The sequence below is a fragment of the Thermofilaceae archaeon genome (assembly GCA_038731975.1).
In the GTDB taxonomy this organism is placed as follows: domain Archaea; phylum Thermoproteota; class Thermoprotei; order Thermofilales; family Thermofilaceae; genus JANXEW01.
This window is the reverse complement of sequence record JAVYQJ010000002.1, coordinates 115,009-129,973: the sequence shown is the minus strand read 5'-3', so window position 1 is coordinate 129,973 and position 14,965 is coordinate 115,009. Positions and strand designations below refer to the sequence as shown.

Annotated in this window: 16 protein-coding genes; 8 read left to right on the top strand and 8 right to left on the bottom strand. The window is 52.7% G+C overall.

The window, feature by feature from the left end; genetic code table 11:
- The first annotated feature begins 9 nt into the window (after positions 1–9).
- Positions 10–414 carry a RidA family protein gene (locus QXF46_02135; protein MEM0225655.1) on the top strand — a complete coding sequence of 135 codons (405 nt, stop codon included), beginning with the start codon at positions 10–12 and terminating at the stop codon, positions 412–414.
- Here QXF46_02135 and QXF46_02130 read toward each other — a convergent pair.
- Complete coding sequence (locus QXF46_02130) at positions 367–1,032, bottom strand: VTT domain-containing protein (protein ID MEM0225654.1); 666 nt, start codon at positions 1,030–1,032, stop codon at positions 367–369. The genes QXF46_02135 and QXF46_02130 overlap by 48 nt on opposite strands.
- Before the next feature lie 266 nt (positions 1,033–1,298).
- On the opposite strand from QXF46_02130, the gene QXF46_02125 reads away from it, so the two are divergent.
- Both QXF46_02125 and QXF46_02120 read left to right on the top strand, forming a co-directional pair.
- Positions 1,299–1,526 (top strand): hypothetical protein, encoded by a 228-nt coding sequence (locus QXF46_02125; protein ID MEM0225653.1) that lies wholly within the window; start codon positions 1,299–1,301, stop codon positions 1,524–1,526.
- On the top strand, positions 1,523–2,350 hold the full coding sequence (locus QXF46_02120; GenBank protein ID MEM0225652.1) for a serine/threonine protein phosphatase: 828 nt from the start codon (positions 1,523–1,525) through the stop codon (positions 2,348–2,350). Before QXF46_02125 ends, QXF46_02120 begins: the two co-directional genes overlap by 4 nt.
- On the opposite strand, the gene QXF46_02115 is transcribed toward QXF46_02120, so the two are convergent.
- Positions 2,309–2,995, bottom strand: coding sequence for a rhomboid family intramembrane serine protease (locus tag QXF46_02115; GenBank protein MEM0225651.1), 687 nt, complete (start codon positions 2,993–2,995; stop codon positions 2,309–2,311). The two genes, QXF46_02120 and QXF46_02115, sit on opposite strands and share 42 nt — an antisense overlap.
- A 48-nt stretch (positions 2,996–3,043) precedes the next feature.
- On the opposite strand from QXF46_02115, the gene QXF46_02110 reads away from it, so the two are divergent.
- The 4 genes from QXF46_02110 to QXF46_02095 all read left to right on the top strand — a co-directional run bounded on the left by QXF46_02110 (position 3,044) and on the right by QXF46_02095 (position 7,010).
- On the top strand, positions 3,044–3,604 hold the full coding sequence (locus QXF46_02110) for a cytidylate kinase family protein (GenBank protein ID MEM0225650.1): 561 nt from the start codon (positions 3,044–3,046) through the stop codon (positions 3,602–3,604).
- A 397-nt stretch (positions 3,605–4,001) separates the two neighbouring features.
- Positions 4,002–4,793: a dihydroorotate dehydrogenase electron transfer subunit gene (locus tag QXF46_02105; protein ID MEM0225649.1), complete on the top strand. Its 792-nt coding sequence runs from the start codon at positions 4,002–4,004 to the stop codon at positions 4,791–4,793.
- Positions 4,762–6,114, top strand: a complete 1,353-nt coding sequence (locus QXF46_02100; protein MEM0225648.1) for a dihydroorotase family protein — start codon at positions 4,762–4,764, stop codon at positions 6,112–6,114. Before QXF46_02105 ends, QXF46_02100 begins: the two co-directional genes overlap by 32 nt.
- On the top strand, positions 6,072–7,010 hold the full coding sequence (locus QXF46_02095) for a dihydroorotate dehydrogenase (GenBank protein MEM0225647.1): 939 nt from the start codon (positions 6,072–6,074) through the stop codon (positions 7,008–7,010). The genes QXF46_02100 and QXF46_02095 overlap by 43 nt, the downstream gene beginning before the upstream one ends.
- On the opposite strand, the gene QXF46_02090 is transcribed toward QXF46_02095, so the two are convergent.
- From QXF46_02090 to QXF46_02070, 5 genes are all read right to left on the bottom strand, one after another.
- Positions 6,976–9,663 (bottom strand): ATP-dependent helicase, encoded by a 2,688-nt coding sequence (locus QXF46_02090; protein MEM0225646.1) that lies wholly within the window; start codon positions 9,661–9,663, stop codon positions 6,976–6,978. The genes QXF46_02095 and QXF46_02090 overlap by 35 nt on opposite strands.
- A gap of 3 nt (positions 9,664–9,666) precedes the next feature.
- On the bottom strand, positions 9,667–10,287 hold the full coding sequence (locus QXF46_02085) for an ASCH domain-containing protein (protein MEM0225645.1): 621 nt from the start codon (positions 10,285–10,287) through the stop codon (positions 9,667–9,669).
- Between the two features lie 54 nt (positions 10,288–10,341).
- The gene (locus QXF46_02080; GenBank protein ID MEM0225644.1) at positions 10,342–11,370 is read right to left on the bottom strand and encodes a SufD family Fe-S cluster assembly protein; all 1,029 of its coding nucleotides are present in this window, start codon (positions 11,368–11,370) and stop codon (positions 10,342–10,344) included.
- Positions 11,371–11,375: 5 nt separating this feature from the next.
- On the bottom strand, positions 11,376–12,077 hold the full coding sequence (locus QXF46_02075) for an ABC transporter ATP-binding protein (GenBank protein ID MEM0225643.1): 702 nt from the start codon (positions 12,075–12,077) through the stop codon (positions 11,376–11,378).
- A 252-nt stretch (positions 12,078–12,329) separates the two neighbouring features.
- Entirely contained in the window at positions 12,330–13,016 is a 687-nt protein-coding gene (locus tag QXF46_02070) for a hypothetical protein (GenBank protein MEM0225642.1), read from the bottom strand.
- Between the two features lie 69 nt (positions 13,017–13,085).
- On the opposite strand from QXF46_02070, the gene QXF46_02065 reads away from it, so the two are divergent.
- Positions 13,086–14,096 carry a hypothetical protein gene (locus QXF46_02065; protein MEM0225641.1) on the top strand — a complete coding sequence of 337 codons (1,011 nt, stop codon included), beginning with the start codon at positions 13,086–13,088 and terminating at the stop codon, positions 14,094–14,096.
- On the opposite strand, the gene QXF46_02060 is transcribed toward QXF46_02065, so the two are convergent.
- Positions 14,083–14,961 carry a thioredoxin family protein gene (locus QXF46_02060; protein ID MEM0225640.1) on the bottom strand — a complete coding sequence of 293 codons (879 nt, stop codon included), beginning with the start codon at positions 14,959–14,961 and terminating at the stop codon, positions 14,083–14,085. The two genes, QXF46_02065 and QXF46_02060, sit on opposite strands and share 14 nt — an antisense overlap.
- Between the last annotated feature and the right edge of the window lie 4 nt (positions 14,962–14,965).

Here is a 14,965-nt window from a genome sequence, read left to right as displayed (position 1 = left end):
CGTGTACTTGTGAGTGTGAAAACCATTTTTACGGAAAAAGCTCCAAAGCCGATAGGGCCTTACTCGCAGGCTGTTGCAGCCGGTAACATGGTGTTCGTGTCGGGACAGATAGGCATAGACCCTCGGAGCGGGAGGTTGGTGGAAGGGGGGGTTCGTGAGCAGGCACGGCAAGCTCTACTGAACTTAAAAGCCATCTTAGAAGCCTCAGGCTGCACAATGGATGATGTTCTGCTGACAATCGTATTTTTGAAAGATATGCAAGCATATCGCGATTTTAATGAAGTTTACTCTGAGTTTTTCAGGACGCCTCCAGCGAGAGCCGTGGTAGGGGTCGATGAATTACCGGCAGGCGCGCTAGTGGAGATCTTAGCGATTGCTTTTAGACCCTCGTTCAGATCTGAGCGGGAGGGGTAACCTTCCCCTCCCTACTTCGTTGAGAAGCCCTTTCCATCCCCTCTCAGCGAGGGTTTCCAAAAAACTATCCCAGTTCACGTAGACCAGCAGGAGCATTACGACTACGAAAAGTACTACGGATGCTACGAACTCCTCTAGAAGCCTACCGCTACACACCATCGCTACGATTGATCCGGTGTACGCCGTGACTGTCGATAGTACTATTTTTCCAGCTGCCAGTCCTAAGAAGAGTTTTAGTGCATCGTACTTCATTAACCCTAGTGGTATTACAACGACATCGTCTGGGGATGGTGTAACTGCAAAGAGGAAAGCTGCGATAGCCCCATAGTTCCTCAGCAGTTTACCCAGCTTTTCGTAACGTTCTGCCCTTTCTTTGCTCATGAGGGCTCTAGCCCCTCTACCCAGCAGGTAGGATGACATCTTTCCGACGGCACCCCCAAGGCCGCTAACAATGCCTATCAGTATTGGGTTTGCTCCGGGAATTCTGAGAGCATATAGGTACACAAACGCGAGGTAGGGGATTGGTATGAAGGGGACAAGGTTACCCAGTACCGATACGATAAAAACGCCGGGGTATCCCCCGATGAACTTTAATACGTCGCTGTGCCGCAGTACCATGGCCTACTGAGGGGACTAACCTTACAGCCTTAAGTACTTTTTTGTTTTGATAACTGTCTAAAGCGATACGCCCCCTGTAAGCGATCTATGGCTTACTCTGTCCTATGGGGCTGCACAGAATATCACGTGCTGTCAAGCACTACTAATTCATCTAATCGTTGCCTTAGCTGAGGCCTCTGGAAACCAAGCGTAGCAGAAAGGCACAAAAAGCGTTGATAGAGAAGCTTACTGCTAGCAGCAAGATTCCGATAACCGGGGGTGTACTCGTGTACGAGGTAGCCGTGAAGGACGTGGGGAAATCGTTTAAAGTATCAGAGGACGTTAAAAAGAGGTTGATGGGGATTTCTCCAAAAATGCTATCGAAGATGAGGCGTGAAGCTGTCGATTGCCCGGTTCTCGGAAGAGAGGTGCCATTCGTAGAGTGCTACATATGCCCAAACTTCGTTAGAAGGGTTAGAGGACGCGTCCATTGTAGAGGCCTTCCACTAACATGAGCATTGGGAAGGTTTTTGAAAATCCGTTCAGCGAGCTGGAGCGGGAGAGCCTATCCGAGCTTCTATCTGAAGCTATCAAGCTCTTCGAGTCCGAACATTCCCTGGTAGAGGTAGAAGGTGACTCTGTACTCGTTGTAGGTGATACTCACGGTGATGTACACTCCTCAGTAAGGGCTTTCAGCATAGAGGCCGAGAAGTATGTTTTTCTGGGGGACTACGTCGACCGCGGGCCGTACCAGCTGGAGAACATGATCTTTCTCCTAGCGAAGAAGCTTGAACTGCCTGAGAAGGTCTACTTGTTGAGGGGGAATCACGAGTCTCCAATTACGAATGTGCACTACGGCTTTCTAGACGAAGTGGTATATCGATACGGTTCTCAAATCTACAGGCTCTTCGTGGAGGTCTTCTCGAGACTGCCCTACGCGGCGTTGATCAACGGTACGACCCTTGCAGTTCACGGGGGTATAGCCACCGGGCTAAAATCGCTCAGCGAATTACGGAGCCTACCGAGACCCGACGAGATCCCCGAGAACCGCACAGCCTTTGAAGTTCTCTGGAACGATCCGAGCGAACATTCACAAGGTTTCACGCCGAGTCCTCGGGGTTACGGAATATTCCTATTCGGCAGGGACGTTTTCGAAGCTTTCGCAGAAGCAGCGGGGATACGGCTCATGCTGAGAGCACACGAGTACTTCCCGGAGGGCATTCACGAGTACTTCGACGGTAAAATAATTTCGTTGTTCTCCTGCCGCTACTATCCTGAGACTACCCCAAGGGGCTTGCTACTGACTCCGAATGCTCAAAGGAGCGTAGTGCTGCTCTAAACGTTTGAGAATGAGCGATAATGCTGCTCCTACAGCGAACCCGCCTACATGACTCCAGGCTGCTATCGTCAAAGGTTGCCTCAGACTTGCAGCTCCGATTACCAGCTGATAAATGAACCAGATAAGGACAAAGTAGCGCGCGGGCAGTCTTAACACGATTATGTAGTAGAAGGGAACCAGCGTTAGTATCTTAGCGTGTGGGTAAAGGAGTATGTAAGCACCTATAACACCGGAGATGGCGCCTGAAGCACCTATCAAGGGGGTCACCAACTGAGTGGCAAGAGTGGAGGGAGGGAGAAGTAGTAGCGAGGCTGTATGCATTAAAGAGCCAGCAACACCGCTGAGCATGTATAGTGTAAAGTATTGCAGGGGGCCGAATCTATCTTCCACACTCCTACCGAATATGAATAGGAACAGCATGTTGCCAACAAGGTGTGCAGGATCCCCGTGGAGGAAGAGGGAGGTGAAGAGCGTCTCCATCCTCGACAACTCGAAGAGGTAGATCGGCTTAAAACCGTTCTCCAGGATAACTCGCTCGAAGCCAACCGCTATCGAGTATGCGAAAGCTATTATGTTGGAAGCTATCAGTAACAGTGTAACTATCGAGCGCCTCCACCGCCGTACGTCATCACCAATCGGTAGCACGGGTTTAAGATGCGACAAGCATATTACACTGTTGCTTGTATGATTCTCGTGGACAAACCGACGATTCTAGTCGCCGGACTTCTAGGCGCAGGCTGCACAGCGTCGGCCATAGAACTGTCGAAACTAACAGGCTTAACAGTCGTGAATAGCGAGAGCATAATCAGGGAAATCGTCTCGGAGAAAAAGGTTCCATATGCACTACTCATAGAGATGGTGAGGGACGGTGAAGTAGACCTAGAAGATCTGGTGAGGAGTATAGCGCTTGATTATGCGAGAGAAGGTGGCATCATTATCGAGGGCAGGACAGCCCTAATGCTATTGGATCACCCCGCGCTATTGAAGGTTTTCCTGTACGCTGATAAGAAAGTCAGAGTGGAAAGGGTTGCAAAGAGGAGAGGGATCAGCTTGGAAGAGGCTGAGAGAGAGGTCGAGGTAAGCGACGAAGACAGAAGAAGATTAGTTGAGAAGTTATTCGAGAAGAGCATCACAGATCCTTCGCTGTACGATCTGATGGTAAATACGACGGAGCTAACGTATGAAGACGTAGCACGGCTGCTCAATGACCTAATCAAGTGGAAGCATTCGGTCAAATCAGTGGCTAGAAAGTAATAGCGTTATATTTTTAAAAACTTTCTTTAAATAATAATGTAAAAATGTTTTCTTTTTAAAGCTAAAGGGGACACTGCCACGAGGTGCTTCGGCTGCAGCACAGCAGTCGTCGAGCCACCTAAGCGAAAATCGCGCGGGTCCGCAAGAGGCGTGTAACGGATAGCTTTCCGTTAAGCAACTGCTGCGCTTTCGATCAATGTTTTAAACAGGAAACCTTTTTCAGCTTCATTCGAAGTTGCTAACACTCTCACTTCGTAGCCAGCTTAGATGCTGGCAGCCCATTCAGTTTGCTCCCCTTCATAATCCGCTCGGCTCACCCTAACTCGATTTTACAGACTTCAAGCTTAGCTCCTAATTGCTTGGAGAGTAATTTAAGGGAGCCTGTACTAGGTGGATGATGTACATCTGCGCTACCGTGAGGAATGCCGATCTGGTGTGCGAGGATGTTGTAAGCTATGATCTACAGCTTGAGAAACCCCTCTCTTCCAGGCCGGGACAGTACATCATGCTGTGGGTGCCTCGTATCGGCGAAATACCCCTAAGCGTGGCGCTCGAAGAGGGGGAAAGCGTACGGCTTCTAGTGGCCCGCAAGGGTAGGGTTACGACTTACATGCACAGTAACGTTGCTCCCGGGTGCAGAGTCTTCCTTAGAGGGCCGCTGGGGCGAGGCTTCACTCTTGAAGCTGGCAAAGCGCTTATTGTCGGAGGCGGCGTTGGCGTTGCACCACTTTTGTACCTCTGCAAGACTCTGAAGGAGCGCGGAGCGCGCGTTACAGTAGCTGTAGGCTTTCGGAGCGCAAAGTGCACTCCATACATCGACTCTTTTTCTAGGTATGCGGATGAACTCCACATAGCGACGGAAGATGGGAGCTTGGGTGCTAGAGGCACGGCTGTGGATTTAGCAGCAGAGCTGATCAAGAGGAGCGCTTACGATATCGTTTACACGTGCGGGAATGAGCATATGATGAGGCGAGTCATCGAGCTCGCGTTGAAGAATGATGTGAGAGTTGAAGCGTCCGTCGAACGGTTGATCAAATGCGGCATAGGCATCTGCGGGACATGCGTGCTGGAGCCGCAGGGAATCAGAGTTTGCGTCGAGGGCCCGGTCTTGGATGGTAGGACTCTGGCTGAGGTTGAAGACTTTGGAAGGTGGTGGCGTGATAGTGCAGGGAAAAGGATCCCAATCTAGCCTGGATCTACTCGTCGCGGGCAAGTTGTACATTGGCGGAGAGCTGATAGAGGCAGCCGTGGGAGTCGAAGGAGGTAGAGTGGCCTGGGTTGGTAAACCTTCCCTCGCTCCTTGCGCTGAAAAACGCATCGATGCTGGCGAGGGCGTTATCGTGTTACCCGGGATGGTCGATATGCACGTTCACATGAGAGATCTCAACGAATCCGAGAAAGAGGATTGGTTCACCGGTACGCTCTCTGCCCTAGCAGGAGGAGTGACCTTTGTCGCTGACATGCCGAACAATAAGCCTCCCGCGCGCACGGCGGAAGTGCTCCTTGCGAAAGAGGCGGAAGCCTCCAAGAAGGCCGTCGTTGACTACGGTTTTTACATTGGATTGCCGAGCTCGAGCCACGTGCTAACCCATGCCACAGACTTTGGCGTTGTAGGTTTGAAGCTGTACCCGGAGGATCTTATGCATGAAAACTTGATCTCTGCTCTACAGTACGCCGCTACCCTCGACTTAATGGTCGTCGTGCATGCAGAAGACCCTCTCTTCCTGCGAGCAACCAACGCTCTGGGAGAGAAGAGCTTCACCGCTCACGGGAGACTGAGGCCTCCCGCAGCTGAAGCTTCTGCCATACACTTGATGGCTCACTTGGCGCAGCGTCTCGGTTTCCAGCTCCACTTCACACACGTTAGCTCAGCCGAGGGATTGAAAGCAGCGTTAAGGGCTAAGCTCAGCGTTGGTGCCACGCTCGACACAGCGGTGCACTACCTTTTTCTCAGCGAGGAGACCGCGACAAGGCTTGGAGGGTTGGCGAAAGTAAACCCGCCGTTGCGAAGTCGAAACGATGTTGTTGCGTTGCGTAGGTCTCTGAGGTCAGGCCTTCTTGATGCGGTAGTCACCGATCACGCGCCTCACACGCTTGAGGAGAAGCTGAGTCAGGACTACGATGCTGTTCCGCCCGGTTTTCCGGGCCTTGAACTCTGCCTGCCGCTACTCCTAACTTTGATAGCTGAGGGGGAGGCCCCGCTCCGCGCTCTGGATCTGTATTCTAGCCGTCCCGCGGACTTACTAGGTGTACCGAAGGGTAAGATAGAGGTTGGGAGAGACGCGGACCTGGTATTCGTAAATACTAAAGAGAGATGGACGATTAAGGGTTCGAACCTTAAAAGCAAGGCAAAGTACACTCCTTTCGAAGGATTCGAAGTGCGCGGCCGCATCGAAAAGGTGTTCGTTAGAGGGACCTTAGCGTTCGATGGAGATGAGCTTTTGGTTAGTAAAGGTTTCGGGAAAAGATACTCCTCGCGCAGGAGGGGTGGTGCTTTATCGTTCCCGTAGACCTTAGCACGAGGGTAGCTAATCTTCGGCTCAAGAATCCCATCGTAGTAGCATCAGGCGTGCTGGGTGTAAGCCTAGGACTCATGAGGAGGGCTGAAGAAGCCGGCGCAGCCGCGATTACGCTCAAAACCGTAACGCTTGAAGCCAGGGAAGGCTACATCAACCCTGTTGTGTACGACCTCGGTTACGGCGTTGTAAACTCGATGGGTCTACCCAACCCTGGGGCAAGGGAGATGGGGCTCCTCGTCAAAGAGGCTAAAAGGTTGATCAAGGTTCCTCTCATAGCCAGCATCGGGGCATCGTCGCCTGAAGAGGCGGAGAAGATCGCAGAGAACCTGACGCTAGCTGACGCCCTAGAGGTGAATGCAAGCTGCCCCCACGTCAAGGGCTTGGGCGCAGAACTGATGTCAGATCCCGAGGCTTTAGCGGGCGTAACGGCAGCCTTGAAAAGCTTTGGACTCCCCGTCTTTGTAAAGCTCTCAGCCCACGGAGACTGGCTTAAAGTAGCCAGTAGAGCCCTGGATGCCGGGGCAGATGGTTTCGTGGCAATCAACACGCTAAAGGCAATGGTGATAGACGTTAGAGCAAAGTGCCCAGTATTAGGCGGAATCTACGGAGGGCTTTCGGGATCCGCCATCCACCCAGTGGCGGTTCGCGTTGTCTACGAGCTTCACCGCGAATTCCCGGGTGTACCCCTTGTAGGCGTTGGCGGAGTCGAAACGTGGCTCCAAGCTGTTGAGCTGCTCCTTGCAGGAGCCTCGGCCGTGGGCATTGCTACGGTATTGCGAAGGGGTTTCCAAGTGATTAGCGAGATCGTGGAGGGGATTCGCGATTACCTGGCCAGGGAAGGGTTCACCAGCGTTAGCGAGATAATCGGCCTCGCTCACCGCTGCTAACCTTGATCGAGTCGTTGGTCATCGCAGCCGCGCTAACTAGTTTCATGAGTTTCTCACGGAACTTCAGCATCATGGCTCTCTTGTCCTCCATCAGAACCACGTCGCTCAACCCTTCAAGCACGATGTTGTATGCAAAGGGTGAAGGTACACTCAGGGGTGGTAGCTCCACGACTTTTATCTTACCGCTTTCCACATTACGGAGGACTTCTTTGGCATGCTCAATGTCCATGTAATCCTCTAGGATCTCTCGGTAGGTCTCCTTGAGGACGGGGAACTCCTCACCCAGCTCCATCACAACTTTCAATAGTGTTTGCGCACTAAGCTGTTGCCGCTCAACGCTGATCTCGTGCCCCTTGTAATTCCTCAGCACCATCAAGGCCCTGGATGCTACGTGTCTGAACCTCCTCCTTAAGAGCTCAGTGTTCGCTAAAGCCCTTTTCAGCAGAGCATCCAGTTGATCGCTGCTGAGATTCTTTAGAGTGACGGGGGGCTCCACACCCGGAGGATAGATGAGGGCGAAGCCGTTGTCATGCACGGCTACGCCGACGTTTACACCAGCCTTTAATGCAGCTAGGTAAGCTAGAGCCCGGGAGAGAGCATCATTTGTCCTGCGGCCGAAAAGCGTGTGGAAAACATGGTAAGTTCGCCCCCTATCATCCACGTACCTCTCGGTGAGGATCACCTTGTGGGAGGGGTACTCGCTGACCCCTAGAGCTTTGAGGAATTCATACATTTCCAAGAAGTACTCGTAAATTGCTTCAGCGGCGTTACGATCCGCATGGCAGCTCCTGATAATATACGAGATTATCTCCTCCTTTGGCTTACCCTCTTCAAGCCATTTGAAGATCTTCCCTCTGAACTCCCCTATCTTCAGCGCTAGGTCGTAGCTGAGGGGCAGCATTTCTGAGAACCAGCTCGGGACGGTTGGTTTCAAATCGAAGGCCGGCTTCACTACAGCCTTGCTACCGCGCGACTCGACGAACTCGTAGACTCTACCCCCAAGTATGAAGCGGTCTCCTGGGACCAGCCTTTCTAAGAACTCCTCCTCAATATTGCCGACATACTTACCGGTAACCGTGTAAACCTTAACATCCACTTCGTCCGGTATCGTTCCAACATTCAGCGTGTAGATCACGCGCGCGTACTTGCCTCTTCTCCCAAAAACCCCCTCTTTCTCATCGAGCCATATCTTCCCGTAAACTTTGTGGTTCTCAAGCGCCTCAAACTTGCCTGAGAGGTACCTGAGGACGTTCAAGAAATCGCTGAAGGGAAGATCGCGGTAACAGTAGCTACGCTTAACAAGATCGTAGGCCTCAGCGATGCTCCACTTGCGCTCGATAGCCATCCCCATCAAGTGCTGCGCCAGCACATCTAGCGCGTTGCGGGGGATTCTGATCCTGTCGAGATGGTTCCTGTAGGCCTCCCTCACCATCACCGCTACCTCGACGAGGTCGTCGCGGTCAACACAGATGAGCCTCCCTCTGATCGTATCGTGAAGCCTGTGTCCGCTCCTACCGATCCTTTGTAGGCACCGGGTTACAGATTTAGGGGATCCCACCTGCAGAACCACGTCGATGTAACCAATATCAATCCCGAGCTCGAGGGAGGTCGAGCTTACAACGGCTTTAAGCTGTCCCGCTTTCAGCTTTTCCTCCACTTCGTGCCTGATGTTCCTGGAAAGCGAGCCGTGGTGCGCCATGATCTGTGACTCATCAAGCCCGCCTTTCTCCTTCCCAACCAGCTTTAAGTGGAAGACTACTCTCTCTGTTCCGCTGCGTGTATTCGTGAAGATTAGCGACGTCCTGTACCGCATTACAAGATCGTAAAGGGTTTCGTAGAGTTTCTCCTGCAGCACCCCTGATGGAGTGTGAATAAGGTCAGAGACAGGTGCGATCACTTTGATATCCTTCCTCTTAACGTAGCGCGCGTCCACTATCACGCAGTCTCTAGGCTTGCCCCCGTCAAACCCCACAAGGAATTGGGCAACTTCCTCGAGGGGGTTTATCGTAGCGGAAAGCCCGATGCGCACAAAGGGGCGGCCTACGAGCTCCTGAAGCCTCTCCAGGCTTAGACTGAGGTGCACTCCGCGCTTGCTCTCAGCCAAGCTGTGGATCTCGTCGACTATAACCCACCTAACGCGCCGGAGTAGTTCTCTGAACTTCGGTGCGACGAGGACGATCGATAGCGTCTCGGGGGTGGTAATTAGTATGTGGGGCGGCTTCCTCAGCATCTTCTGCCTATCGTTGGCTTTAGTATCGCCAGTCCTAACCGCATGCCTTATCTCTGGCAGCTCGATTCCCCTCTCTGCTGAAAGCTTCCTTATCTCCTCTAGCGGCTCCTCCAGATTCCTGTAAATATCATTGTTCAGGGCTCTCAGCGGAGAGACGTATACAGCGTGGATACCGTTCTCAAGCCTGCCTTCGAAACCAGCCTTGATCAGCTCGCTAAGTACAACCAGGAAAGCGGTAAGAGTCTTTCCCGTACCCGTAGGGCTGGAGATGAGGACGTTCTTTCCCTCGTAAATAGGGACGATGCCCAGCTTCTGCGGAGGCGTCAAATCCTCGTACTTTGTGTTAAACCACTCAGCCACGAGCGGGTGCAGAAGCTGTAGGACCTCCTCCTTGCTGTACTCCCGTGTAGCGTACTCAATCATACCTCACTGCCCACGTGATTCATTCTCTTTGTCGGTATCGCTCGCCTGTGGAGCCTTCCTTTCGATGAAGCCTCGTTCTGCCAAGCGTTCGGCAACGCGCCTTAAAACACCTCTCACGAGAGGCCTTGCTGAGAGGCCTCCAAGCTTGCGCGCTGCTCCACGCACGCTCCCCGCAGAGAGGAAGACCTTGAGCACAGTCTTTTCCTCCTCGCTTAAATCATCCAGCTTCTCGAGGGCCTGCTTGGCCACTTCTTCGGGGCTTTTATCGTAGTTCCACGCGAAGCTTGCGTCGCTGCATGGGTTTTCGAACTTCTCGACCCACTCAAACCTTAATACAGTGAGTGGCGTGTTGGCCCTGATATTTGGGTAGTGCTGCCGAATTGCAACAAGTAGGTCGCGCAGGCTCTCGAAGCCGTCGATGCGAGCATCCTCCTCCGTCAAATCGATGAGCTTCTTACGCTCAACGGACTTGATCCTAACCCTACCCAGCACTAGGCCGCCGCAGTGGACGAGCGTAACGTCTCCCGGCCTGTATCTCACGCTGCCTAAGCGGATCGTAGCCGTCTTTCTACCACTCAGGAGATCCTGCAGATACTTCTTCGAGAATAGCAGCGGGCGAGGCATAATCGCGCACTACCTTAAGCGCGTAGGGCTTCTGCGAATACCATTATTTAAATGCTACCCTTTCGCGGCCTTCGCGATTAAGTCTAGTGTTGCGGCTACTTGAGGCTTCAAGGCTTCTGGCAGGCTCTTGATCCCAAGCTCGAGGAATCCTCGTACGAGGAGTGTGACAGCCTCGTCCTCCGAGAAGCCCTTAGACATTAGGTACTCGAGCTCCTCTTGGGAAAGCTTTCCGATCGCTGCTTCATGCGTCAATTGGGCGCCACCGTGCAATGAGCGAAGCGCGGGGATGGTTTCTATCACTGACGAAGGGTCTAGCTGAAGTCCCCTGCACTCGATGTGCCCTCTCGCACTCCCACCCCGTGCCTCAACCGTTATGGGCTGCCTGACTATAGCCCCCCGCGTGGCAACGATTCTCGAAAGAACCTCGGCTGACGCTCCTTCTTCAAGCGCAACGTACGTCTCTAGGGTCGAGTTTCCAGCACCAGCCACATAGAGGGTTGAACTCAGTATGTTGGCCCTCCTTCCCCCCATGATTCTCGTAAAGCTCCTTAACGCCTGAGGCGTTCTCAAAGTTACATATAATTCGTTCATTGTGGAACCCTCTTCTGCCACTACTCCGACTTCAGCCACGACGCTGGTTTGCTTGCTCCACCCGTGTATGGTGATGTAGTCGAGCTTAGCCCCTCTGCCGAGGTAAACCTCGGTGAACCCCTGATGCTCCTCGCCCCCACCAGCACTGAGGCAGGTTGTTGAAACCGTCACCTCGCTGTTATCTCCAATGAACAGGACGTTGTGCACCCACTGGGCCCCCCTGTCCACTACGAAGCACATTGAAAGCGGCGCGGAAATCTGAGTGTTTGGAGGCACGTAGACGAAGGCTCCCTTCACGATCCCCTCTCGTGCAGGAAGGGCTTTCCACAGCAGTTTTCTGACCCACTCCCTTTCTACAGCCTTCTCGAGAGGCTCGAGAATAAAACCTTTTTCAGCTAGTCTCTTCGCGACGAAAAGCCTGACGATATCAAAGTTTCGCTGCAAGTAGTTTGCCGATTTACCGCTTTCAAAAATCGACCAGGGCATCGACATGTAGCTCACCCCTCGAAAGCGCTGTAACCCTTGTGCCTAATAGTTCTCAGGATGCTTGGTAGCTCACCCGACGCTACGATTCTTCCGTTAACCAGAACGTGCGTTGCGGCGACGTTTCGCAAATGTTCGGCTACCGCTCCGGTGTGCGTGACGAGTAGCACAGCTACGCCACGATCTGCCATCTCATTGATGATTCTCCCCACCAACCTCAAGCTCTCGAGATCAACGCCGCTGTCGGGCTCGTCTAGAAGGGCGAGTTTGGGCCTCTGGAGGAGGACGAGAGCCAGCTCGGCTCGCTTAAGCTCACCGCCGCTGAACCCCTTGTGCAACTCCCGATCCATGAGACCGTCCAAGTTAAGATCCCTGATCAGCTCCGGATCGCTGCCGAATTTCCTGCTGAGCTCTACCACCATTTGCCGCAGCTTGACGCTAAGAGGCCTCGGATTCTGGTGCATCAATGCAATACCGAGTAAAGCTCTTTCATAGGCCTTTAACGTAGTGATGTCGCGCCCCCCGAAAATCACCCTGCCCTTCGATATAGTGCAGCTGGGCAACCCCATCACGGCTCTTAGAAGCGTGCTCTTACCGCTACCGTTAGGGCCGAAAAGCAGATGTATTTCTCCCGCTTCTACTTCTAAGCTGACCCCCTTTACAACTTCCTTATGCTCGATCTCCACGTGGAGATCTTCGAGCTTCAACAGTGTCATAATCAGGCGTCAATGAGGTAAAACCTTGAAAAACGTTTTGATGATAGCGTTACAAACTGCCGCACGAAGCAGCATACAAAGAGAGCTCTTGTGAGCATCTTCACGCGACAGCCAAAGTCGTCCAGTGGGCGATACCACGTAGGCGTGAAAACCTTTTTAAAGCGCGAGATCAACACTGTCACAGTGATGAGACGAATCCGGTACGAGCGATGAATTGGGCCGTCGCATCTGACGCTTTTCGCTAACCTTCGATCACTTAACTACGAAGGGTATATCGCCTAAGGGCCACCTCGATTTCGCTAGCAGCATTGCGGGTCTCTCGATGAAAGTGACGAAATATTCGCGTGCTGTAAGTTCGATTAGCTCAAGAGTATCGACGAGTACTACGTAGACGTAGTGTAGTTTTGCGTCGAGAAGCTCCTCCAGCTTTACGGGCGGTTTGCTGTAGTAAAGGTCGAGTAGCCTTTTAAAGTACTCTACACCCCAGTGCTTCCTCTCCTCAGGGGGCATGAACACGATGAACGGCAGTTGCAGTATGTGGAAGGGGGGAACAGCCATAGCGAAGAAGTCGGCGTATCTGCTGTACCTTGCCACCTTGCTGAGCTCCCTCGCAAATCTGTAAGCAACAGGGTCGATGGAATTCTCGGGTGGAACGAAACCTGTCTCCACCTCTACAATTAAGCTTTTGCCGTCGAGAACGGCGTATATGTCGCACACCAGATTAGGGGCCAGAACGTGCTCGATCTCCACACTGTAACCCTTCGAGAGAAGGTGGGCTGCCACCACCAACTCCATGACGGTATGGTTAGAGCTTATCAAGCGGCGTAAGGCTAGCTCCTTCAACCTGCTACCGAGATTATCAAGAGTTTCCTTAACCGGATGGTTCAACCTATCCTTCAGGCGTTCGATCACTGAGTCGATATCCTCAGCCAACCCCACGAGCGAGAATAGAGTTGAAGCTAATATTAGCTTCAACGCTTAACGATATGTTAATTGTGGAGCCCCACTTTGACTGTGGGTCTTAGGGCTCGCATTAGTATGCCGATGCAGTTGGTCTTCGAAGCTTACTACTTAACAAGCCTGGGTTTTGAGCTGGCCTCAATAGGGGTGCAGAGAATAGGCGTTATTGCTGGTCAGCGAACAAGGGACACCATCAAGGCGATAATCGAAAGTTTGAGTGCGGCTCGAAGGAGCGTAACAGGGGTTTTCGAGTGTGACCGTCTTGATTCGACTGCGATCGATAACGCGGTGCAAGCCCTTAGTGGTAGCGATGCGGTAGTATCTGTAGGAGGCTGGCTTCAAACGTCCCTCTCAATGTACGCGTGCAGTGAACTGCGAGCACACCTCGTAGTTGTAGCCACGCCGCCCGGCCTTGGAATCTCCCTGCATTGCACACCGATACCCCCGAGAGGACGACTGCCCCCGCCCAGGCGATTTAAACAGCCGATGCTTGTAATTCTAGATTCCAGTGTGATGCCTCCTGTTGATCATAGAGAAATTGTAATGGAGGCTGTCGCGCTTTGCGCGAAAGCGCTCGCGCTTAAGAGAACTAACTGTTTTGTGGGTGTGCTGGCTCAGGGCGCGCTTAAGGAGCTTAAAAAAGCGCTGCAACGGGGAGATCTTGAAAGCCTACTCTTTTCGACAGTGATTTCCGGACTTGCTAATGGGCTTCTTCGATGCTCAGTAACGCTGGCACTGGCGAAAGCCATGCATTCGTTCTACGGTATTGACCCGCTCCTCGCTGAACTAGCGATCCTCCCCAGCTGGCTGGAGAGGGTTTTCGACTGGGCCCGAGAGCTGGAGAGCGACGGCGATGTTGTGAGCGAACTCGCTTGGGTGCAGAACCTTCTTCAGAACTTAAATCCACCAACTTTAAGGCAGTTGGGTTTGAAGCCGAAGAGTCTAGACCTCATCGTGGAGTATGCCTGGACATTCGAACACAACAGTATTGAGGCTGACCCTGTTTTTTCGAGTAAGTACTCGTTGAGGGAGCTGCTGCGTCAGGCTATGCGCAAATAGGTTTCTCAGGATCGTTTATGGGGGCGCGATAGAGCAAGCACCTCCTAGCTGTAGGCTCGTAGAACATGCAATCCCTGCAAAGTTTCCTTCTTCGCGCTTGGAGGCTCGCGGGTGCGGCCGGGGGTACGTTTATGAGTAACTCCTCTTCTGTAATTTGTTTTTCTAAGGGGGGAGGCGGTGTTGTTCTCAAGGGGGGAGGCCGCTTTTCGGGGAGCTGGACGGCTTTGGCCTGGGTTTCTTGCGGGGCAGGCTTCTGAGCGGGACGCAGTAAAGGCTCTTGAGGCTTCGTCGGCTGTGAGATCCTTGCTTCAGAGCTAGCACTCTCCTCAGCTTTAACCGTCCTTTCCGCTTCTTCAATTGGCGGAGAAAGCCTGTCTATTATTTTGATTCTCGGTGGAGGCTGAGGTACTCTCCTAGCTTGCGTTTCCTCGCCAGATTTAGCTGTAGCGAGATGGGCTGGCGTTCCCGTCATCATCCCACTTTGGATTGGATACGGAAGCTGGGTCTGCACTGGCAGCTGAGCAGCTACTGCACTCTTTTTCGAGAATTTCAAACCCGCGTAGGCAAGAGCCTCCTCAAGCTCCTCCAGTGAGGGGACGCTACCCTGCAGGACAAGTTGATCATTGTAAACGATAGCGGGTAAACTTTCGATCCTGTACTTCCGGAACTCAGCTGTAGCTACTCCTCCAAAAAGCTCCTCTAGCTGGCTTAGATAAGCGGGGAAATCCTCACTTCTCTCCAGCTTTAGCCTAACTACCTGTAGTTTCGGCTTCTTGCCTTTAACCCTATCCAGAACATCTTTCACCATTTCGACTAGCTTATCGTGGTTCGGCTCCCGGCAAACGTAGACGACCAGCTTAGCCATTACA

What these genes read in the sequence shown, in the direction of transcription:
- QXF46_02130 (MEM0225654.1), bottom strand. Translation starts at nt 1,032, where the DNA reads ATGGTACTGCGGCACAGCGACGTATTAAAGTTCATCGGGGGATACCCC.
- QXF46_02120 (MEM0225652.1), top strand. Translation starts at nt 1,523, where the DNA reads ATGAGCATTGGGAAGGTTTTTGAAAATCCGTTCAGCGAGCTGGAGCGG.
- QXF46_02105 (MEM0225649.1), top strand. Translation starts at nt 4,002, where the DNA reads ATGTACATCTGCGCTACCGTGAGGAATGCCGATCTGGTGTGCGAGGAT.
- QXF46_02090 (MEM0225646.1), bottom strand. Translation starts at nt 9,663, where the DNA reads ATGATTGAGTACGCTACACGGGAGTACAGCAAGGAGGAGGTCCTACAG.
- QXF46_02085 (MEM0225645.1), bottom strand. Translation starts at nt 10,287, where the DNA reads ATGCCTCGCCCGCTGCTATTCTCGAAGAAGTATCTGCAGGATCTCCTG.
- QXF46_02080 (MEM0225644.1), bottom strand. Translation starts at nt 11,370, where the DNA reads ATGTCGATGCCCTGGTCGATTTTTGAAAGCGGTAAATCGGCAAACTAC.
- QXF46_02075 (MEM0225643.1), bottom strand. Translation starts at nt 12,077, where the DNA reads ATGACACTGTTGAAGCTCGAAGATCTCCACGTGGAGATCGAGCATAAG.
- QXF46_02060 (MEM0225640.1), bottom strand. Translation starts at nt 14,961, where the DNA reads ATGGCTAAGCTGGTCGTCTACGTTTGCCGGGAGCCGAACCACGATAAG.